Raw genomic sequence first — 19744 nt, forward strand, 5'->3', positions numbered from 1 at the left:
CTTATCTTCTTCTGTTATTCGCTATTATAAGCAATCTTAAAAGCTGTAAAATTGCCGTAAGAGCAGATGCAACATAGGTCATAGCGGCTGCCTGCAAAGTGCGTTTCGCACCCGTGTATTCTTCACCGTAAAGCAAATTTCCGTTTTTGATAGTTTCAAGCGCTCTTTTAGAAGCATTAAACTCAACGGGAAGAGTTGCAATTGTAAAAAGTACGGAAAATCCGAATAAAGCTATACCGATATACAACATAACAAAACCGATTTTTGCGGAAAAACAAAGTCCCAATATAATCAAAAACCAACTTAATTTTGAACCGATATTCGCCATCGGAAGAATTGCCGAACGAATTTTATTCGGTAAATAATTCTGTGCGTGCTGAACAGCGTGACCTGCCTCATGACAAGCAACGCCTACGGCTGCTACGGTATTTGCATTATAAACACTGTCTGAAAGTCTGATTACATTAGTTCTCGGGTCAAAGTGGTCAGTAAGATTTCCCGCTACCCTTTCAATACGCACTCCGTAGACGCCGTTTTGTCTTAAAACAAATTCGGCAGCTTGTGCGCCTGTCATATTTCTTGAATTTCTCATTTGAGAATATTTTGAAAAAGTTGATGAAACATTAATTTGACATATAAGTGAAATAATTACGCAAGGAAGAATAAACACAACATATGTCCAGTCAAAACCATAAAACATAAAAATTCTCCTTTATATACCTATATCAGTTAAAGCTGTCACCGATATTTAATTTATGACCTGCAAGAAAAGCCGCTGACGGCATACGCTTTTTGCCCTCAGGCTGCAACTCTATAATTTCGACCGAACCGCTGCCGCAAGCAACAATCAACGGCTTTATGCTGATTATCGTGCCCGCTTTTCCGCTTTTTTCGCATACTTTTGTAGAATAAATTTTCAGTTTTTTTCCGTTAAGTTCGGCAGTCGCAATCGGCCAGGGATTAAGTCCACGGACTTTATTATGCACTTCGTAGGCTGATTTTGTAAAATCAATCGGGCAAAACGACTTATCAATCTTTGATGTATGCGTAGCCTTGCTTTCATCCTGCTTTACAGGCTTAATTTCTCCGTTCTCAAGCATTTCAAGAGTTTTAATAATTAACTCTCCACCGAGTATACTAAGTCTGTCAAAAAGCTCTCCGGATGTTTCATTTTCGCCGATTTTTGTTTCAATTACTGTCAATATATCGCCTGTGTCAAGTCCCTCTGCCATTTGCATAGCTGTCACACCTGTTACTTTGTCGCCGTTAAGAACCGACTGCTGAATAGGTGCCGCGCCTCTGTATTTCGGCAAAAGTGAACCGTGGATATTGATACAGCCGTACTTTGCGCTTTCAAGCACTGCCTTCGGTAAAAGTTTACCATAGGCCGCAACTACGATTACATCGGGATTATATTTTTTTATTATTTCAAGAGGTTCTTCCGATTTAAAGGTTGTCGGCTGATATACGGGAATGTTAAGTTCCTGCGCACATACCTTTACATCAGGAGGAGTAAGCACCATTTTTCTGCCCTTTGGCTTGTCAGGTTGTGTAAACACAGCCTGCACCGTATGCTTGCTTTCGTATAATTTTTTGAGTGCAGGCACCGCAAAATCAGGAGTGCCCATATAAATTATATTCATAATTAACCCTCAAATCAGCCAAACATTTCTTCGTATTCTTCAGGAGTAAGCATCTTGCTTGCTTTCTGTTTAAAAAGAATACCGTCAAGATGGTCAAGCTCATGACAAAAAGCTCTTGCAAGCAATTCTTCACCGTCAATCGTAAATTCATTGCCGTGTCTGTCAAAAGCCTTCACTTTAACATAGTTAGGACGCTTTGTAATACCCCATTCACCCGGGCAAGAAAGACAGCCCTCAAGACCCTCCTGCTCGCCGCTTGATTCAATTATAACAGGGTTTACAAGCTCGATAACCTGATTTTGTTCTTTACTTACATCAATAACAACAACTCTGCGGATAATGCCAACCTGCGGTGCGGCAAGACCTACGCCGCCCGAGTCGTGCAAGGTTTCTGTCATATCATCTATAAGCTGTGCGAGTCTGTCATCAAATTTAACAACCTCACGGCAGTGCTTTGTGAGAACGCTGTCGCCCTCTTTTACAATTTGCCTAATAGCCATATTCACACTTCCTTAACATACAAGAGCGTTCATATCGGCATAAGCCGTAACGCCCGAAAATTCCTTACTCTTGCCAAACTCACAAAGAATCTTTGAAAGCAGGGCACGAAACTCGGAATTGTTTTTACATTTTATAATAATTTTAAACCTGTATTTATTACTTATTTTTACCACCAATGCAGGTGTAGGCCCTAATATTCGCAACGGCATATTCGGATAATTTTTCTTTGCCTCTTCTGTAAAGAGTTCAAGGAACTTTCTCGCACCTTTAAAGGCATCTTCTCTGTTCTGCGATACAAAGCCTACAAGGCATATATCGGCAAACGGCGGATACAGCATTGCCTTGCGTACCTTTATTTCGTTCGAATAAAAGGTATTGTAATCCTGTCTTGATGCCATTGAAATTATCAGATTTTCGGGTGTGAATGTCTGAATAACAGCCATACCCTTGTCATTGCCTCTGCCGCTTCTTCCGACTACCTGTGTGAGCAGTGAAAAAGAACGCTCATAACTGCGGTAATCATCGGCATAAAGCATATGGTCGGCATTAAGCACACCAACCAAAGTCACATTTGGAAAATTAAGTCCCTTTGCAACCATCTGTGTACCCACAAGAATATCATATTCACCGTCAGCAAAAGCTGAAATCATTTTTTCATACGAAGATTTCGACGAAGTGGCATCGGTATCCATTCTTAAAATCCTTGCCTCGGGAAAAATATCGGAAATATCTTTTTCCGCTCTCTGTGTGCCCGTTCCGCCAAAAGTAAGTCTGTGACTGTGACATACGGGACATTCATCTGTGTAAGGCACAGAATAGCCGCAATAATGGCACATTAATCGGTTATTTGCACTGTGGTAAGTAAGAGAAATTGAGCAATTCGGGCAAGTCACAGCCTCTCCGCACGCTCTGCAAGTAACAAAAGTATTGTAACCACGGCGGTTAAGCAAAAGTATCGACTGCTTTTTATGCTCAATATTATACGCAATATTTTGCAGGAGAACATCAGAAAAACCGCTTGTATTGCCGTTTTTCAGTTCTTCCCCCATATCCGCAACAACAACCTCCGGCAGCACGGCTTTACCGTATCGTGCAGAAAGCGTGTTAAGCGAATATCTGCCTGTCTGTGCATAGTAATAGGTTTCTATACTCGGTGTAGCCGAGCTAAGTACAAGCAAAGCATTGTTGTACGAGCAACGGAACTTAGCAATCTCTCTTGCATGGTAGCGTGGAGAGCTTTCGGACTTGTAGCTGTATTCCTGCTCTTCGTCCATAATAATCAGTCCGACCTTATCAAAAGGCGCAAACACAGCACTGCGTGTACCTATTACAATTTGTGCAAGACCTTGTTTTACTCTTTTGTACTCATCAAGTCTTTCGCCGAGTGAAAGCGCACTGTGAAAAACCGCAATCTTATCGCCAAACCTTTTGGCAAACTGCGATACAAACTGCGGAGTAAGCGAGATTTCAGGTACCATAACAATAATGCCCTTACCATCATCAATTACTTTTTCAATCAGTTTGATAAATACACTTGTCTTTCCCGAACCCGTAACTCCGTAAAGCAAACTTACGCTCGGAAAAGGCGAATCATATTCATTGTAAAGAGAATCGCAAGCAGACTGCTGTTCTTCGGAAAGCACAATTTCTTTCAAAGAGCTGTCTTTTTGTCGATTTTCAATTCTGAATACTTCTTCATCAAAAAAGTATATCAGTCCTTTTTTACAAAGCGCATCCACAACGGCGGCGGTAACTCCTGTAAAATAGCAAACCTCTTTTACCGAAATTGCACCTGCCATTTCAATAAGTTCAAACACATTTTTCTGCTTTTCGGTAAGTTTTACTCCCGATATATCAACTTCGGGAGTAACCGCCGCCATTTTCATTACGGCGTCATTAACCTTGCGAAAAATCTCGTCCGACTTATACAACACCCCTTTTTGAACAAGGAGTTCAAAAGGTTCTGTTGTACTGTAACCGAAAGCATCAAGCAATACTTCGCTTTTTACTGCTTTTCGCTTAGAAAAAAGGTAATTATAAACTCGTTTTTCCTCGTCCGTAAGTTCGTCAAAGGAAAACTCGCTTTCATCTTTTGCACCGTACATAGTAGTAACTTTGTAGTTAATACCTGCAGGCAACATTGTTTTTACAGCCTCATAAAAGGTGCAAAAGTAATGAGATTTCATAAAAGCGGCTGTTTTAAGCATTTCATCGTTTAAAACAGGCTCATCATCAAGTACGGAAATAACAGACTTCAAGCCTTTGCTTTCACCCTGATGAACAGCGGTTATTATCCCCTGCCTTTTACGATTTCCTCTGCCGAAAGGCACAAGAACCCGTGTTCCCGCTGCCGCCTTGTCAAGCATAGAAGCGGGAATCACATAGTCAAATGCCTTGTCAAAGGAATACGCTGCTTTTTCAACAGCAATTTCAGCTATTCTGGAGTTCATCATCGTCAGGCTCTAAAATGCCTATTTCGTGATTTTTGATTTCATCAATAGCAATGAGAACAGGCTTGTCGTCTGTAACCTCACCGCTTTCTTCCTGCTCTGCTGTAATCTCTCTTGCTCTCTTTGCAACACCTACAACGAGTGCATACTTACTTTGCTTACCTGCGAATAATTCGTCAACATTAACCTTATGCATAATTAATCTCCTATCATTATCATAATATATTTTCCGAAAAAATCGGTTATTTACTCTCTTTTTCTAAAATATCAAGAACTTCGTTTACCGCTGTGTCGAGGTCATCGTTCACAACATTGTACTTATATCTGTTCTTAAATGACATCTCATGCTCCGCCTCTGCAAGTCGCTTAGCGATGGTTTTTTCATCTTCGGTTCCTCTGCGGTGAAGTCTGCGTGAAAGCGAATCTATAGAAGTAGGAAGAATAAAAATACTTAACACATCAGGATATTTTTCAAGAATTTGAAGTCCTCCCTGAACCTCAATTTCAAGGAATACATCATAGCCCTGATTGAGTAAATCTTCTACCTGTTTTTTAGGTGTGCCGTAGTAATTGTCACAATACTTTGCATACTCAAGAAAACCGTTTTCTTCTATAAGTTTTTCAAACTGTTCCTTAGTAACAAAATTATAATGCACTCCGTCAATTTCACCTTTTCGAGGTTTTCTTGTGGTATTTGATACCGAAAGGCGAATATTGGGATTGCGCTTTAAAAGCTCTGCCATAATTGTGCCCTTGCCTACACCGGAAGAACCTGTGTAAAGCACGAGCTTACCCTTAGACTTACTGTTCATCCTTTTGTTCCTCGCTTTCAACTGTTCTGTTATGAATAGCCTCTGCGGAGATGGCGGACAACACAATGTGGTCGTCTTCCGTTACAAGTACCGCCTTGCACTTTCTTCCGCAAGTGGCGTCAACAAGCATTCCTTTTGATTTTGCATCCTGCACAATTCTCTTTACGGGTGCCGCATCGGGTGCAACAACGGCAATAAGTTTATCAGAATTTACAAGATTGCCAAATCCGATATTGATAAGTTTCATAATTTCTCCTTACTCAATATTCTGAATCTGCTCACGCATTTTTTCAATTTCGCTCTTGATTTTTACAACCTTATGGGCAATTTCGGCGTCCTGAACCTTTGAACCGATTGTGTTCGCCTCTCGGTTCATTTCCTGAATAATAAAGTCTATTTCTCTGCCGATCGGAGTCTGCGATTCCATTATCTTTGAAAGCTGTGCAAAGTGACTTCTAAGTCTTACGGTTTCTTCGGCAACAGCTACTTTATCGGCAAAAACAGCTACTTCGGTAAGCACTCTCTGCTCGTCAATATTGATATTGTAATCCTGCAAAGTGCGGTTAATTCTGTCAAGCAAACGCTCTTCGTATTCTTTTACCGTTTGCGGTGAACGCTCGTCAATCTCATCAACGGTAGCAAGTATAACTTCCGCTCTGCCAAGAATATCGGCTTTCATTTTTTCGCCCTCAGCCTCACGCATTGCAATAAATCCGTCAATAGCCGTATTTGCTGCCTCAAGTACATCCGCTGTGATTTCTTCTTCATTTTCAGGTGCTTTTGAAACCGTATATACATCGGGAAAACGAGAGATAGCCGTAACCGTAACATCATTTTCGATTCCGTAAGTTTCCGAAATCTCTTTCATTGCATTAATATAACCCGAAACAAGAGAATGATTAATTTTTACCTCGGCAGGTGTGTCTTCTGCAGCGCCTACTGTAACAAACATATCAATCTTACCGCGGGATACTCTTGAATTTACAAGAGCCTTGAGTTTATCGTCAAGAAAACCGTAGCCCTTTGGAGTTCTGCAGGAAAATTCAAAAAAACGATGATTTACGCTTTTTATCTCAACACTGATTTCTCTGCCATGCAAAACAGTGCGACATCTGCCAAAGCCTGTCATTGATTTTATCATTGGTAAACTTCCTTTCATATTATAAATTCTTATATTTCAAAACTTAATTTATAAAATCTGTTTTTATTTAAATACATTATACCACACTATAATTCATATAGCAAAGAGATTGTTACAAAACTGTAATAACTTTTTTAGTTTACATCAGATATAAGTATATGATATACTAATAAGGATGTAGTATTTTATTAAAAAGGAATGATTTTATGTCAGGACATAACAAATGGAGTACCATTAAACAGAAAAAAGGTAAAAACGATGCTGCAAGAGCTAAGGTTTTTACCAAGATAGGCAGAGAGCTTATCGTTGCTATCCGTGAGGGCGGCAGTGCTGATCCGAGCGTAAACTCAAAGCTTAAGGATTGTATTGCTAAAGCAAAGGCTAACAATGTTCCTAACGACAACATTGAGCGTATTATCAAAAAGGCTGCCAGCGGCGGTGACGGTGCAAACTATGAGGCAGTTACATACGAAGGATACGGTCCTAACGGTGTTGCGGTAATCGTTGAGGCTCTTACAGACAACCGTAACAGAACAGCAGGTGAAGTAAGACATTACTTTGATAAGTTCGGCGGTAATATGGGTACTCAGGGTTGCGTAAGCTTTATGTTTACAAAGAAAGGCGTACTTGTAATTGAGCGTGAAGACCTTGATAAGGACGAAGACACTGTTATGAGCGACGCACTTGAGTACGGCGCATCTGATTTTGAGGCTGACGAAGATGTATTTACAATTTACACCGAGCCTGAAGATTTCAGCGCAGTAAGAGATGACCTTGAAAAAGCAGGTTATACATTCGTTTCTGCCGAACTCGAAATGGTACCGAGCACATACACAAAGATTGATGACGAGGATAATAAAACAAAGATGCAGAAAATGCTTGATATGTTTGAGGACAACGATGACATTCAGAATGTTTGGCACAACTGGGAAATGGAAGACTGATTTATCTTCTCTGTGCTATCAAAACTAAATCCTTATTATCAACAGAGCCGTCGAGGTTATAATCGGCGGCTTTTTTGTATGCTCCAAAAATCTCTTTCTCACCTGTCAATGTTTTCATAAGCAATTTATAATCATTTGAGCTAACCGTTCCCGTACCTGTTACATCACCGAGTACAACAACAGTGTAGCTTGTTTCTTTTGTGGCTACAACTGCACCTGTTCTCAATTTACCGCTCAAATTATTTCCGTTTTTATCGGTTACAGAAGTTATCGGCGGACAATTCTTTTTAAGCTGTGCTGCTGTTGTTCCGCTTTTTATATTGCAAATAAAGCCGTCATCAGTAAAAATATAATCGGAGAAATTCGCATTTGAATTACCGTCATTTTTATCTGTGAAATTATTTGATTGCGGTTTGGTATCTGAATTTGTATTAAAATCAATATTTTTAAAATCGGAATTACCGATAATCGTTGCAGTAGAATAATCATCTGTAATTGCAACGACTTTTCCGCACGCATATAGAATTTTTCCGGTATTTCGGTTTATTTCATACTTTGTAATGCTGCTGTTATTAAGAGAAGTGCGATATACAGAACCCGATCTGTAGTAATAAATACTCTCATTACTTACAGAAAACGGATTTGTACAATTATACATATTTGTATATTCTTTATTTTCGTTTAACGAATAAATATATCCTCTGCTGTCAGACAAAAATCCCGCACCGCTGTTATAAAAATCCGAGCAATCACGCACTCTCGTGCAATATTCGGCTTTGTTTTCATCAAGTCTGTATACGGAACCGTCATAAAGAAAAACATATGCACTGCCGTTATTAGTTGTAATGGCATTCACATTCTTTTCGCTGAATCTGTAATCAGACAAATGCTTTCCGTTAAAATCATATGCCGAAACATAACAATACACTTCGTCCGTTTTCATAACATAAAGCCTGTTATTGCAAATTGAAATATCGGTATAATTAAAGTCATCTAAAGCATTGGAATTTACATAACTAACTCTGCCGTCAAAACAATTAATACGCACTATACGGTACTTAAAATCATTTGTCATATATACTGCACAAACAGTATCTTTATCAATGAAAGGTACTCCTACAAATCCACCATCAACGGTAAAGCTGTATGACTTTATTGTAGGTACAAAACTTTGAGTATAAACAGTTTTTCCGTTGTACGCAAAAGCAAACGCACCGTTATCATCAGCATCAAAATAAACTTCTTCACAATTTGAAAAAGTATTAAAATTGTATTTTTCAACCGCAATTGCAGACATATTTGCGACAAAAAACATTATAACAATAGTCAAAACAGCATAAATAAACTTTTTAATACCCTTTCCCTCCTTGTGAAATAAAATAACTTATTCCTAAAATGACGATAGGCAACACCGCAAAAAGCAGTGTTGCCTATTATATTTGTTATTTAATTTTAAGCCCGATCCGGTGTAGCTACAAGCGAGCCGTCATCGTTCATTCTGTAATATCCCATACCGTTCATAACAAGTGTATCGTTTCCGTCAAACGCATACGGAATATCAATTGTTGCTTCTGAATCTGCATAGTATGTTACTGTTATTTTTTCATTATCGTAGGTATAAACACCCTCATATGTGATTGAACCGTACATATCGGCGATAAAAGTACCGTCAGCATTAAATGTATAAGTAATATCATAAGAAGGAATGTTCCAATTACCTGTTAATTTATCGCTCTTTTTGAATGTGTCAGGAACTTTAAGTTCAGGTTTTTTAACAGTTGCGCTCTTGAAAATATAAGGTTTTTCAACACCGTCTACTGTAAGCTTAAATGTTCTTCCTGTGAAGATATTACCTGAAATTGTGTATGAACCCGAGAAAACATTAGTTGAGTTTACATAATCAGTACCGTTTTCGCTTGTTGTTGTATAAGTTGATTTTTGAGTAATTGTACCGACAGAAACTGTAATGTTGCCATCTTTATCAAGTGTGTAATATGTAATACCGTCGCCAGCCTCATCATAAGTAGCGCCGTTACTGTCCTCTACAAGTACCCATGTACCAACAATACTTGAATTGAAGAATGAAGTAAATACGAAAAATGCAGCAATAAAAGCTAAAACTATTACGCCCGCAATAATAATCGGGGTCTGAATTGTTTTCTTTTTCGCAGGAGTTGAATCGGCTGTAAATACCGCTGTAGGACCGTCCTCTCCGGCAATTACATTTATTGTGCCTTTAACTTCATCAGGGGTCTCTGCAGCATCATTATTTGTTTCTGCCGAAGTCTGAGTGTTCTCTGTTTCGGCAAAAAAATCTTTATTCTCTTCCAAAAGAATGCCTCCTAAAATAATATATCTAAATTATCATACTACATTTTTAAAAATAAATCAACAACTTCACTTAGGTTTCACTTAAAATACATATAAAGTTGGCATTTTAAAGTGCCGTTATACAATTTTCTGCGCTTATCGGCTTTTCTTCCAAAGATTTTTTCAAAGTCATCGTCAGGAGTAATTATTGTGTAACTTTTACCTTGTGTTCTTTTAAATTTTTCACCCATTATCTTGTAAAGTTCTTCTGCTGATTTTACATCAAGCAATCTTTCTCCGTAAGGCGGATTAGTTATCACTGTCATAAAACCTTCGTTAAGCTCAAAATCCTTTATATCACGCTTAGCAAATGTAATTCTGTCAGCAACACCTGCAAGTTTTGCGTTCTTTTTTGCTACTTCAAGTGCAAGTTCGTCAATGTCATATCCCTCGGCACGGAAATCGCAATCACGCTTTTCATTTGCTTTTGCAATTTCTCTTTGCTCTTTCCATACATCTGACGGAACGCAATTCCATTTTTCGGCTGCAAAATAACGATTGATTCCCGGTGCTATTTTCATTGCTTTTAAAGCCGCCTCTATAAGAATAGTACCGCTGCCGCACATAGGGTCAACAACAAAATGATTACCTCTTACCCTTGACAAATCAGCCATTGCAGCGGCAAGAGTTTCTTTTATCGGTGCTTCGTTTGATTCGGCACGGTATCCACGCTTGTGAAGTCCTGCGCCCGAAGTATCAAGCATAACGCTGACCTTATCATTCATAATAAGGAACTGAATTTGGTGCAGCGGGCCGCTTTCCTCAAGCCAAGGCAGCATATATTTTTCGGAAAGTCTTGTTACAACAGCTTTTTTGATAATTTTCTGACAATCAGGAACACTCATCAGTTTTGAGCTAAGGCATCTTCCTTTTACAGGAAAAGCGTCGTTAACACCTATAAAATCTTCCCAAGCGACTGATTTGACACCTTCAAACAGTTCTTCAAAACTTACCGCCTCAAACTCTGCAAGCAAAATCTGTATTCTTTCGGCATATCTTGAATTGATATTTGCCTTTGCCATATCTGAAAAATCGCCCTCAAAGGTTACCTTTCCGTTATGAGCCTCAACATTTTTTAAACCTAAAAATTTAAATTCATTTGCACACAGTCCCTCAAGACCGAAAATACAAGGTGCGGAAAACTTAAGCACCGAATTCACTCCTTATTCCTTAAAAAAGGGTATCGGAATAACCGATACCCTTATCAGTATTTTTAATTTATATTAGCATACAAAATTAATTAAAATCCTGCATGCTTAATTACAGGCCTTAGACAGTTGGCTCCAAAAGACCGTAATCACCGTTTTCACGCTTATAAACCACATTGATTTCATCAGTGTCGGCATTCTTGAACATAAAGAAGTTATGGTTTACCATATTCATCTCAAGAATAGCCTCGTCAACGGTAATAGGTTTAATAATAATATGCTTTTTACGCATGATCTTGTAGTCATCGTCTTCAGCCTCGTTAATTTCCGGACTTAGACTTACGAAATCATCAATGCTCCCGCTCTTAATCTTCTTTTCGAGCTTAGTCTTGTTTTTACGAATCTGACGGCCGAGAATGTCAACAACTTTATCAAGGGCGTCATTCATTTCAGGCATTGTGCTCTCAGCACGAAGAACAAGACCGTTATCTCTGATTGTAACTTCAACAGTCTGACGGTTCTTTTCGAGGGTGACAACTATGTTTACTGTGGCATTCTCAGAAAAAAGTTTTCCGAATTTATCAAGCTTTTTTTCAGCTCTTTCTTTAAAGTTATCTCTGAGTGTTACCTTTCTTGCTGTGTAAGTATATTTCATAATTGTGCCTCCCTTTTCAGGTAATTTATTTTCTGCCGTTGCCGTTGCCTCTGCGGCTGTAGCTGCGGCTTTCACCACCACGCTTGAGGTCAGAAATTTTGTCTTCGCTTGTCTGTTTAAACTTAGACATCATATCCTCAAAGCTTGTGGGGGTATTCTTTTTTGAAGCCTGCCACTCATAATTTCCCGGTGACTTAACGGGTGGTGCAGGTTTGTACGGCTGTCTTGGTGTACCCTGGCGGCGGTTGTTTCTGTCGCCTCTTTCAGGTCTGTCACCTCTGTCGTTATTTCTTGGCTTACGCTCCTGCGGAACTGCCTGTTTCATAGAAAGGCTGATTTTGCCGTTATTGAGGGCAAGAACCTTTACCTTTACAGTCTGTCCTACCTTAACATAATCACCAATTTCATTAATATAGGTATGTGCTACCTCTGAAATATGTACCATACCTGTCTGTGAATCGGGTAAATCGACAAATGCACCAAACTTTGTTATACCCGAAACCTTACCTTCTAAAATCATACCGACTTCAATTGCCATAAAAATTATTTACCCCTTAATTTATATTCTACCCTTTGACTTTACAAGAGCTATTCGCCCGAAACATTATAGAAAATTCTTTCGCCTTCGCTAACATAACCCATTTCGTTTTTGGCTATTTTCTCAATGTATTCTTTAAGCTGGTCGCCTGTGTAGCCTTTAACTTTATCCAAATATCTGGTCTGGATTTCAACCACATTAATCTGCTTATTAATCTCATCAAGTTCAGCTCTTTTGTCGGCTATCTGAATATTTTGATTAACTATAGTGATAACTGCGTAAAAAGCAAATCCGATAATTGCGAGATATAAAAGTACATATCTTCCTCGTTTTTTCTTTTTAGGTTCAATTTCCTTTATAGTTGTATTTTCGGCTTTACTTTCAGGATTAATCTGCGGTTTTTTCTTTTCCTTTTTCATTACTCGCCTTAACCTTTTTTCTTACCGATAAACCTATTCGTTTATTTCTAAATGTATCTATTTTCTTACTCATATTATACAATATATTGTTGCTGCTTTTCAATAGTTTTTTTGTAATTTTTTTAAATTTTGTTTTAATTTTTTGGATTATAACATTAATCGCATTTATTATTGGGCAATATATCCTTGAAATGAGTTTTCCAAGCGAAAACCTGTATGCCAAAAAGCCGCACAAAGCACCGAATACAATATAAATTCTGACATATCCGTACAGCATTGCAAGTGAATATAAAAACAGCGCAATACTTGCAATAAGCATAAAAATTATATCGGCAATAATAACTGCGGTTTTGGTACTTAAAAACGCTACTCTTATAAACTTAAATACGCCGTACAACATTCCAAGCCCTACACCGAATAAAAGCGAATATAAAAAAGCTTGAGATTGAATATAAAAATCAATTTCCATAGCTCACCTATTTAAAAAGTTTAGAAAGTCTTGAGCGGGAATTATCATTGCCTATATACTGCATAGCATTTATTTTTCCGTCAATTGACACTTCACCCGATTCAAGATTCAATTTGTCAATATGCAGTCGTTCTCCCTTAATAATCAATCTGCCGCACGAGGTAAGTACAGACACCGTTTCTTCGTTAAAGCCGCTTACATCTTCCGCACCCGTAAGCATAAGTTTACCTCGTGCATCAAGCATAAGAGTATGATTTTTTCCTTTTGGAATTTCACTCATAAAAATACCTCCGTATAAATGCTACTTAATTTATACGGAGATTAAAACAAAAATATTACATTTTCAATTAAACTACAGCCTCATACATTGTATCGGCTTCCTCTTTACGGACAACTTCCTTTACGGCTGTAACCTTTACTTTGACACTTCTTGAACCGAGAGTAATTTCGATTACATCTCCGACTTTTACATCGTATGACGCTCTCGCTTCTTTACCGTTCACGCTTACTTTACCTGCGTCGCAAGCCTCGTTAGCAATAGTTCTGCGTTTAATAAGTCTTGAAACTTTTAAATATTTATCAAGTCGCATTGTTTCACCTCCGACAAAAAAAGGAGCCGACAAACGCCGACTCCGAAAAATCAATTACTGATTTACAGTATCCTTAAATACCTTGCCTGCCTTGAAAGCCGGAACCTTAGATGCTGCGATTTCAATTGGATTACCTGTTCTTGGGTCGCTGCCTGTTCTTGCCTTTCTCTGGCGCTGCTCAAATGTACCAAAGCCTGCAATCTGTACCTTCTCGTCTTTGGCAACAGAGTCGATAATTGTATCAATAACTGCTGTAACTGCCTTTTCTGCATCTTTCTTAGTAAGACCGCTCTGCTCAGCAACAGCTGAAATAAGTTCTGTTTTGTTCATATCAATGGACCTCCAAATTATTCTTTTATTTTTACTTCATCCCAAAGGGAATCAAGCTCTGACAAAGTTGCGCTTTTCATATCAATTCCACGCTCTTTTGCAAGCGCTTCAACTTTTGAAAAACGACCTATAAACTTGTCGCACGCATCGTAAAGAGCGTGTTCACTGTCAATCTTTAACAGTCTTGCAACATTTACCGCAGAGAAAAGAACATCTCCGAGCTCTTCATACTGATTATCGGTATCACCCTTTGAGACAGCCTCTTTAAGTTCATCGCATTCTTCATAAAGTTTAGCGAGTGCATCTTCCGCATTGCTCCAGTCAAAACCGACCTTTGCGGCTTTCTGCTGAACCTTTGAACTTCTCATAAGTGAAGGCAAAGCCTTAGAAACGCTTTCCATTGCCTGTGTTTGAGTTTTCTGCTCTTTGGTCTGCATCTTTATAGCATCCCAATTTTTGAGCACCTGTTCGGTAGTATCGGCATTTACATTGCCAAATACATGCGGATGACGGATAATAAGTTTTTTGCAAACTCCGTCACATACATCGTCAATATTAAATGTACCTTTTTCGCTTTCAATTTCAGAATGAAGAGCGACCTGTAAGAGCACATCTCCGAGTTCTTCCTTTAAAAGGTCATTATCCTCTGTATCAATAGCCTCAACAGCCTCATAGGTTTCTTCAATGAAGTTTGAACGGATAGATTTGTGAGTCTGTTCTCTGTCCCACGGACAACCGCCCGGAGCACGGAGAATTTTTACAATTTTAACTAAATCTTCAAATTTGTATTCCGACTTTTCTTTAAAATCCATTTCAAACTTCCTCTCAGGCAAAAGCTTTACTATGCAATATGTCGCAAGTAGTAAAAATTCGCAATCTTAATTAATATTTTACCCAATAAGATGGAATTTTGCAAGTAGTTTTGCAATTTTTTCCCCTTTTGGCAAAAATTCTATTACTGTGGCAGTAAAAGTACGCAATATTAACAAAACAAAGATGTAAACGATGATTGCAGCAATAATTGCGCAGATTGTCGCAACTCTGTGCGGAGCAACCATAAGTACGCCTGCATTTACAAGATAAGCAGTCAATCCGCTTGCTACTGCACCGATTAAAGGCTTGATTGTAGTAGTATAGAAGTTTATTCTTATTTTTGAATGTTTAATAAGCAGATAAATGCCTACAACACAAGACAAGAAGTAACCGATAAGCGAGCCTGCCGTTGCGCCCTGAATATTGATGGAAGGAATACTTACAAACATCCATGTAATACCGATTTTTACAACCATACCGAACGCATACAACTTCATAGGAAGATCTGTTCTGCCTATGCCCTGCAGCATACTGCAAATAGGTGTTTCAATAGCCGCAAAAATAGTTGTAAGTCCCATAAGCATAAGTACATTACCGCCGATAGCGGCAATAGACTCACTTGTATAAATAAATGACATAATCGGATGTGCAAGAACACAAAGACCTATACCCATCGGAAGAGTAAATATCATTGTCATACCGAATACAGTTTCCATTGAAGTTTTAAGGACTTTCTTGTCGCCCTTTGTCCATGCACTTGTAACATTAGGCATGGCACTTGAACCGAATACCTGTGTAACCGCAGTTACAAGCTGCATAAGTTTAAGTGCTGCCGCATAACAACCCCAAAGTTTAGTGTGAATTGTAATAGGGTCGTTTACAATTGATTCGGTAAAACCGTATTTGCCGTACTGGTCAATAAGTGCCTGTGGATTAGTTACCGCAAGTTCTTTGAGTACACGCTGAATAATAATCTGGTCAATAAGCGAACCCATACTCATTATGAAAGCACCCATTGCTGTGGGCACGGCAGTTTTTACCATAAGTATAAAAGTTTCTCTCTTTGTGCGTGCATCAAGAGAATTTTCGTAATATTCTTCGGGTATTCCGTCACCGCCGATTTTAAAGCGGAGCAATAAGAATACAAAAGCCATAAAGCTGCCCGAAGAAATACCGCAGATAGCACCTGCTACGGAAAACGCAAGAATTGTATTCATTGCGTCATACTGCGATTCAAAAGTAAACCAAAGGAACTCTCCTGTAGCATTATATTGGTCCATACCGAATTTCATAACGAGGTATGCAAAAGTAAGACCAAGAATAAGTTTTACGCCTGACTCGATTATTTCAGAGATTGCAGTCGGGAACATATTTCTCTGTCCCTCAAAATAGCCTCTGTAAATAGAAACAAGACAGCCGAAAAGAATAGTCGGAGCAAGGCAAAGCATTGCATAAATCGAATACGGAGAATCAATTATTCTTACATAAATAAAACTGCCTGCAATCATTATCATAAATGACACAATGCCGACTATTGAAAAAAACGGAATTGATACCTTATGTATCAGCTTGACATCCTTGTATCTTTTTTGAGCTATACTCTCTGATACAAGTCTGGAAATTGCAATAGGAAGTCCTCCTGTAGCAACCGTAAATATAACAACAAAAATTTCGTATGCGTTGCTGAAAAGACCCGAACCCATTGTAGCGTATTCTTCGCCAAACATAGAGTAAATGTTTGTAAGAAGTACCTGGTCAAGAAGTCCGATGATTTTTACAACAACCATACTCAGCGTAAGTATTGCTGCACCTTTTAAAAAGGAATGAGAAATATTTTCCTCCGCATTACTTATCGCATTGTATTTTTTAGACAAATTAAATCACCCATTACCAAATTATCAAAATAAAATCAAATATTAAAGCTGTGCTTTATCTTCATCAAGCTTTGCGCCGCAGCTGTTGCAGAACTTTGAATTTTCAGGAACATCACTTCCGCATTCAGGGCAATAAGTAACACTTTTTGTTGCTGAAATGCTATCGTTGATAAGATCAAGATTTTCTTTAAGTTCTGTAATTTCAGCGGATTTTTCTTTGATTTTGTCTGACAAATCAGTACCGTGTACCACACTTTTATAAGTGAGCGCACCAAGTTCTTTAAGTTTGGTGTTAATTTCCGCTCTGATTTCAGCCGCAACAATTTTTTGCTTTGAATTGTCATAAACATCAGATGCTTTTTTAGAAACAACAGACGCCGCTGCCTTTGCATTTACAATAACATCGTCTAAAATACCGTCGAATTTTCCCATATCAGTCATACCTTTCTATATAATATATCTGTGCTATTATAGCATTATTGCACGGGATTAGCAACAAATTTATTGTGTATAAAATGCCGAAATTGCATTTTTTCTTTTTATCATTTCCTCAAATCTGTCAATATATTCATACGGATACTTAAAGTTAAATATGCGTTCGAGATAGTCGGGATTATTTCTCTTGAGTTTGGTAACAGCACCCGAACCGCAGCCGAGAATTGTATGGGTTTCGTCCATAACATAAACATTGTAAAGACTTTCATAGCCTTTTTTAGACCAACCGACATTTTCAAGGTTGCCTGCCATTCTGCTCTGTCTGTACAGATAATACGGAATGTAATTCTTTTTCAAAAGTTCATTTTGATTATATTCGAGCATTTTTCTTGTGGTTTCTGCGCCCTCTCTGTCAATCGTAACACCTTTTTCGGTAAGTGTGGAACTGCGTTTCATACTAAGAGTGTGCACTGTAATACATTCGGCGTCAAGTGCAAGAATACCGTCAACCGACTTTTTAAAACTTTCGTAAGTATCTGTCGGCAAACCTGCGATAAGGTCGGTATTTATATTTGTAAAACCGCATTTTCTTGCAAGAGCAAAAGCGTCAAAAAACTGCTGTACAGTATGTTTTCTGCCTATCTCACGCAGAACATCGTCATTTAATGTCTGTGGATTTATGCTTATTCTGTCAACATTATTTTCTTTTAAAGCCTTTAACTTTTCGGCAGTAATTGTATCGGGTCTGCCTGCCTCAACCGTAAATTCTCTGCAAGCTGACATATTGAAATTACCGTTTACAGTACCGATTACCTTTGAAAGCTGTTCTGCCGAAAGAGTAGTCGGTGTGCCGCCGCCAAAATACACGGTTTCAAGTCTTAGTCCGAGTTTATTGGCGATTTCGGCTGTAAGTTTAATCTCCTCGCAAAGTAAATCGGCATACGGGTCTACAAGTTTTTTTGCTCTTTCTATAGATGACATTACAAACGAACAATAACTGCATCTTGACGGGCAAAAAGGAACACCCACATATAAACTGAAAGAATCGGGCTTGGAAAGCTCAATGATTTTTCTTTCGTTTTCCTCCGTCATTACGGCAAGGTTGAGTTTTTCTGGACTTACATAGTAGTCATTTGCAAATATTTCTTTAGCCTTTTCAAAGCCCTGCTCATTTGAAACATTCCTAAAAAGTTTTATAGGACGAACACCCGTAAGCAAACCCCAAGGTTGATTTATGCCTGTAAATTCACACAAAAGTTTATAAAGCATCTGTGCAAGCGAAAGTTCCTTTTCATTATCTTCGCCTGTATTTTCAGTATTCAGAGATTTATTAAAATCTCCTGCCTTTACCTCAACTGTCAGTTTATCTGACATTTTGGTATATATATACGGCTCTTCCTTACGCTCGCATTCACGCACAACCGTTATTTTTTCATTAGGAAAAAACAATCTTGCCACATTTTCAAGTTCATAGTGAAAGCCATGATTAATTACATATAAATTCATATCAAACCCTGCTCATTAAAGGATTATATTTTTTCTCGTGCTCGAGAGTGGATGTCGGGCCGTGACCCGGGATTACGATATAGTCACCCTCAAGCTGCTTTAGCTTTTTAATAGAGTTTACCATATCGTTGTTATTGCCTGTCGGTAAATCGGTTCTGCCGTATGATTCGCAAAACAATGTATCACCGCAAATCAAAAGTTTATCTGTTATATAGCATCCGCAGCCCTTTGTATGCCCGGGTGTGCTGATATACTTCACCTTAGTTTCGCCAATCATAAAGGTATCGCCGTCCTCAAGATAAACATCTGCTTTAAACGGCTCAAGGTTTATATTATGGAAAGCGGTAAGATTAAGTGTTGAATCGGAAAGAAACTCTGCATTTGCTTTACCTGTTATAATCATTGCACCAAACATATCCGCAAGCTGTTTTGCGAATGTTATGTGGTCATAATGACCGTGAGTAAGCAAAATGTAGGTGAGTTTTCCGCCGTCTGCATTTATCTGTTCAATAAGTTTATCTGACTTTGCACCGGGGTCCACAACTGCGTTACAGCCTGTTTCCTTGTCAATAAGATATACGCAATTTGTAGCCAAATCGGTAACATTAAAAATTTTATAATCTATCATTTTCATTACCTGCTTGTATTGTTAATATTTTAAATCACGGGTGTCAATATCAATGGTAACAGGGCCGTCATTAAGCAAAGATACTTTCATATCGGCACCGAATATTCCCTTTTCTGCCTTACGAACACCGTTGTCGAGCATCTTTTTACAAAAATATTCATATAAAGGCTCTGCAATATCTGGTTTGGCGGCTTTCATAAAATTTGGTCGTCTGCCGTGCGAACAATCTGCATAAAGCGTAAAATTTGAAATAACAAGCACTTCACCGTCAATATCCGCAAGCGACAGATTCATTTTATCGTTTTCGTCGGTAAATACTCGCAAAGTTGCAATCTTTGACGAAAGTGCGTCTGCCTCTTTTTCGGTATCGCCCTCCGCAACACCGAGCAGAATTAAAAATCCGTTGTCAATCTTACCGACTGTATTGCCGTCAACCTTTACTTCCGCAAAAGTAACTCTCTGTAATATTGCTTTCATA

General features: G+C 38.6%; 25 protein-coding genes. 1 reads left to right on the top strand and 24 read right to left on the bottom strand.

All coding sequences use genetic code 11. From position 1 onward, the window contains the following. Window position 1 precedes the first annotated feature (1 nt). The 8 genes from I2E21_RS00490 to I2E21_RS00525 are packed head-to-tail and all read right to left on the bottom strand — an operon-like array spanning window position 2 to window position 6547. A complete protein-coding gene (locus tag I2E21_RS00490; RefSeq protein WP_022235467.1) occupies window positions 2-700 on the bottom strand; it encodes a zinc metallopeptidase in 699 nt (232 codons plus the stop codon). 25 nt (window positions 701-725) lie between these two features. Then, on the bottom strand, window positions 726-1643 hold the full coding sequence (gene fmt / locus I2E21_RS00495) for a methionyl-tRNA formyltransferase (RefSeq protein ID WP_195410060.1): 918 nt from the start codon (window positions 1641-1643) through the stop codon (window positions 726-728). Between the two features lie 14 nt (window positions 1644-1657). After that, complete coding sequence (def, locus tag I2E21_RS00500) at window positions 1658-2143, bottom strand: peptide deformylase (RefSeq protein WP_022235465.1); 486 nt, start codon at window positions 2141-2143, stop codon at window positions 1658-1660. Window positions 2144-2155: 12 nt separating this feature from the next. After that, window positions 2156-4597, bottom strand: coding sequence for a primosomal protein N' (gene priA / locus I2E21_RS00505; protein ID WP_195410061.1), 2442 nt, complete (start codon window positions 4595-4597; stop codon window positions 2156-2158). Then, entirely contained in the window at window positions 4575-4790 is a 216-nt protein-coding gene (gene rpoZ / locus I2E21_RS00510; protein WP_022235463.1) for a DNA-directed RNA polymerase subunit omega, read from the bottom strand. Before rpoZ ends, priA begins: the two co-directional genes overlap by 23 nt. A 46-nt stretch (window positions 4791-4836) precedes the next feature. Further along, a complete protein-coding gene (gene gmk / locus I2E21_RS00515) occupies window positions 4837-5406 on the bottom strand; it encodes a guanylate kinase (RefSeq protein ID WP_022235462.1) in 570 nt (189 codons plus the stop codon). After that, window positions 5396-5653: a DUF370 domain-containing protein gene (locus I2E21_RS00520; RefSeq protein ID WP_022235461.1), complete on the bottom strand. Its 258-nt coding sequence runs from the start codon at window positions 5651-5653 to the stop codon at window positions 5396-5398. The genes gmk and I2E21_RS00520 overlap by 11 nt, the downstream gene beginning before the upstream one ends. 9 nt (window positions 5654-5662) lie before the next feature. Then, window positions 5663-6547, bottom strand: coding sequence for a YicC/YloC family endoribonuclease (locus I2E21_RS00525; RefSeq protein ID WP_022235460.1), 885 nt, complete (start codon window positions 6545-6547; stop codon window positions 5663-5665). Between the two features lie 206 nt (window positions 6548-6753). Here I2E21_RS00525 and I2E21_RS00530 point away from each other — a divergent pair, with 206 nt between their 5' ends. Beyond that, window positions 6754-7491, top strand: a complete 738-nt coding sequence (locus I2E21_RS00530; protein ID WP_195410062.1) for a YebC/PmpR family DNA-binding transcriptional regulator — start codon at window positions 6754-6756, stop codon at window positions 7489-7491. A gap of 1 nt (window position 7492) precedes the next feature. On the opposite strand, the gene I2E21_RS00535 is transcribed toward I2E21_RS00530, so the two are convergent. From I2E21_RS00535 to dtd, 16 genes are all read right to left on the bottom strand, one after another. Next, window positions 7493-8788, bottom strand: a complete 1296-nt coding sequence (locus I2E21_RS00535) for a dockerin type I domain-containing protein (RefSeq protein WP_195410063.1) — start codon at window positions 8786-8788, stop codon at window positions 7493-7495. A 155-nt stretch (window positions 8789-8943) separates the two neighbouring features. Then, window positions 8944-9822, bottom strand: coding sequence for a DUF5640 domain-containing protein (locus I2E21_RS00540; protein ID WP_195410064.1), 879 nt, complete (start codon window positions 9820-9822; stop codon window positions 8944-8946). A gap of 77 nt (window positions 9823-9899) precedes the next feature. Then, window positions 9900-11012 (bottom strand): class I SAM-dependent RNA methyltransferase, encoded by a 1113-nt coding sequence (locus I2E21_RS00545; protein ID WP_347708270.1) that lies wholly within the window; start codon window positions 11010-11012, stop codon window positions 9900-9902. 118 nt (window positions 11013-11130) lie between these two features. Further along, window positions 11131-11664 (bottom strand): ribosome-associated translation inhibitor RaiA, encoded by a 534-nt coding sequence (gene raiA, locus I2E21_RS00550; RefSeq protein WP_022235455.1) that lies wholly within the window; start codon window positions 11662-11664, stop codon window positions 11131-11133. Window positions 11665-11689: 25 nt separating this feature from the next. Then, window positions 11690-12202 carry a S1 RNA-binding domain-containing protein gene (locus tag I2E21_RS00555; RefSeq protein WP_022235454.1) on the bottom strand — a complete coding sequence of 171 codons (513 nt, stop codon included), beginning with the start codon at window positions 12200-12202 and terminating at the stop codon, window positions 11690-11692. A 50-nt stretch (window positions 12203-12252) separates the two neighbouring features. Further along, window positions 12253-12621: a septum formation initiator family protein gene (locus I2E21_RS00560; RefSeq protein ID WP_022235453.1), complete on the bottom strand. Its 369-nt coding sequence runs from the start codon at window positions 12619-12621 to the stop codon at window positions 12253-12255. Continuing rightward, window positions 12590-13090 carry a spore cortex biosynthesis protein YabQ gene (gene yabQ, locus I2E21_RS00565; protein ID WP_022235452.1) on the bottom strand — a complete coding sequence of 167 codons (501 nt, stop codon included), beginning with the start codon at window positions 13088-13090 and terminating at the stop codon, window positions 12590-12592. The genes I2E21_RS00560 and yabQ overlap by 32 nt, the downstream gene beginning before the upstream one ends. 7 nt (window positions 13091-13097) lie before the next feature. Then, window positions 13098-13370: a sporulation protein YabP gene (gene yabP / locus I2E21_RS00570; protein ID WP_022235451.1), complete on the bottom strand. Its 273-nt coding sequence runs from the start codon at window positions 13368-13370 to the stop codon at window positions 13098-13100. A gap of 67 nt (window positions 13371-13437) precedes the next feature. Continuing rightward, window positions 13438-13680 carry an RNA-binding S4 domain-containing protein gene (locus tag I2E21_RS00575; RefSeq protein WP_186934620.1) on the bottom strand — a complete coding sequence of 81 codons (243 nt, stop codon included), beginning with the start codon at window positions 13678-13680 and terminating at the stop codon, window positions 13438-13440. Between the two features lie 54 nt (window positions 13681-13734). Then, window positions 13735-14010, bottom strand: a complete 276-nt coding sequence (locus I2E21_RS00580; RefSeq protein ID WP_022235449.1) for an HU family DNA-binding protein — start codon at window positions 14008-14010, stop codon at window positions 13735-13737. Window positions 14011-14027: 17 nt separating this feature from the next. Continuing rightward, on the bottom strand, window positions 14028-14822 hold the full coding sequence (gene mazG / locus I2E21_RS00585) for a nucleoside triphosphate pyrophosphohydrolase (RefSeq protein ID WP_195410066.1): 795 nt from the start codon (window positions 14820-14822) through the stop codon (window positions 14028-14030). A gap of 78 nt (window positions 14823-14900) precedes the next feature. Then, window positions 14901-16697 carry a polysaccharide biosynthesis protein gene (locus I2E21_RS00590; RefSeq protein WP_022235447.1) on the bottom strand — a complete coding sequence of 599 codons (1797 nt, stop codon included), beginning with the start codon at window positions 16695-16697 and terminating at the stop codon, window positions 14901-14903. A 42-nt stretch (window positions 16698-16739) separates the two neighbouring features. Further along, window positions 16740-17129 (bottom strand): zinc ribbon domain-containing protein, encoded by a 390-nt coding sequence (locus I2E21_RS00595; RefSeq protein WP_178586454.1) that lies wholly within the window; start codon window positions 17127-17129, stop codon window positions 16740-16742. Between the two features lie 69 nt (window positions 17130-17198). Next, on the bottom strand, window positions 17199-18638 hold the full coding sequence (hemZ, locus tag I2E21_RS00600) for a coproporphyrinogen dehydrogenase HemZ (RefSeq protein ID WP_195410067.1): 1440 nt from the start codon (window positions 18636-18638) through the stop codon (window positions 17199-17201). Between the two features lies 1 nt (window position 18639). Further along, the gene (locus tag I2E21_RS00605; protein ID WP_186934617.1) at window positions 18640-19266 is read right to left on the bottom strand and encodes an MBL fold metallo-hydrolase; all 627 of its coding nucleotides are present in this window, start codon (window positions 19264-19266) and stop codon (window positions 18640-18642) included. Between the two features lie 21 nt (window positions 19267-19287). Beyond that, entirely contained in the window at window positions 19288-19743 is a 456-nt protein-coding gene (dtd, locus tag I2E21_RS00610) for a D-aminoacyl-tRNA deacylase (RefSeq protein WP_022235443.1), read from the bottom strand. Between the last annotated feature and the right edge of the window lies 1 nt (window position 19744).

It is taken from the genome of Ruminococcus sp. BSD2780120874_150323_B10 (genome assembly GCF_015553695.1).
GTDB lineage: Bacteria > Bacillota > Clostridia > Oscillospirales > Acutalibacteraceae > Ruminococcoides > Ruminococcoides intestinale_A.

Excerpts from the sequence above, each read along its gene's own strand:
- I2E21_RS00560 (WP_022235453.1), bottom strand. The coding sequence starts at position 12,621 with ATGAAAAAGGAAAAGAAAAAACCGCAGATTAATCCTGAAAGTAAAGCC.
- I2E21_RS00530 (WP_195410062.1), top strand. The coding sequence starts at position 6,754 with ATGTCAGGACATAACAAATGGAGTACCATTAAACAGAAAAAAGGTAAA.
- priA (WP_195410061.1), bottom strand. The coding sequence starts at position 4,597 with ATGATGAACTCCAGAATAGCTGAAATTGCTGTTGAAAAAGCAGCGTAT.
- dtd (WP_022235443.1), bottom strand. The coding sequence starts at position 19,743 with ATGAAAGCAATATTACAGAGAGTTACTTTTGCGGAAGTAAAGGTTGAC.
- I2E21_RS00595 (WP_178586454.1), bottom strand. The coding sequence starts at position 17,129 with ATGGGAAAATTCGACGGTATTTTAGACGATGTTATTGTAAATGCAAAG.
- mazG (WP_195410066.1), bottom strand. The coding sequence starts at position 14,822 with ATGGATTTTAAAGAAAAGTCGGAATACAAATTTGAAGATTTAGTTAAA.
- I2E21_RS00490 (WP_022235467.1), bottom strand. The coding sequence starts at position 700 with ATGTTTTATGGTTTTGACTGGACATATGTTGTGTTTATTCTTCCTTGC.
- yabQ (WP_022235452.1), bottom strand. The coding sequence starts at position 13,090 with ATGGAAATTGATTTTTATATTCAATCTCAAGCTTTTTTATATTCGCTT.
- fmt (WP_195410060.1), bottom strand. The coding sequence starts at position 1,643 with ATGAATATAATTTATATGGGCACTCCTGATTTTGCGGTGCCTGCACTC.
- yabP (WP_022235451.1), bottom strand. The coding sequence starts at position 13,370 with ATGAGTGAAATTCCAAAAGGAAAAAATCATACTCTTATGCTTGATGCA.
- def (WP_022235465.1), bottom strand. The coding sequence starts at position 2,143 with ATGGCTATTAGGCAAATTGTAAAAGAGGGCGACAGCGTTCTCACAAAG.
- I2E21_RS00575 (WP_186934620.1), bottom strand. The coding sequence starts at position 13,680 with ATGCGACTTGATAAATATTTAAAAGTTTCAAGACTTATTAAACGCAGA.
- raiA (WP_022235455.1), bottom strand. The coding sequence starts at position 11,664 with ATGAAATATACTTACACAGCAAGAAAGGTAACACTCAGAGATAACTTT.
- I2E21_RS00605 (WP_186934617.1), bottom strand. The coding sequence starts at position 19,266 with ATGATAGATTATAAAATTTTTAATGTTACCGATTTGGCTACAAATTGC.
- I2E21_RS00525 (WP_022235460.1), bottom strand. The coding sequence starts at position 6,547 with ATGATAAAATCAATGACAGGCTTTGGCAGATGTCGCACTGTTTTGCAT.
- I2E21_RS00535 (WP_195410063.1), bottom strand. The coding sequence starts at position 8,788 with ATGTCTGCAATTGCGGTTGAAAAATACAATTTTAATACTTTTTCAAAT.
- I2E21_RS00555 (WP_022235454.1), bottom strand. The coding sequence starts at position 12,202 with ATGGCAATTGAAGTCGGTATGATTTTAGAAGGTAAGGTTTCGGGTATA.
- gmk (WP_022235462.1), bottom strand. The coding sequence starts at position 5,406 with ATGAACAGTAAGTCTAAGGGTAAGCTCGTGCTTTACACAGGTTCTTCC.
- I2E21_RS00520 (WP_022235461.1), bottom strand. The coding sequence starts at position 5,653 with ATGAAACTTATCAATATCGGATTTGGCAATCTTGTAAATTCTGATAAA.
- rpoZ (WP_022235463.1), bottom strand. The coding sequence starts at position 4,790 with ATGCATAAGGTTAATGTTGACGAATTATTCGCAGGTAAGCAAAGTAAG.
- hemZ (WP_195410067.1), bottom strand. The coding sequence starts at position 18,638 with ATGAATTTATATGTAATTAATCATGGCTTTCACTATGAACTTGAAAAT.
- I2E21_RS00580 (WP_022235449.1), bottom strand. The coding sequence starts at position 14,010 with ATGAACAAAACAGAACTTATTTCAGCTGTTGCTGAGCAGAGCGGTCTT.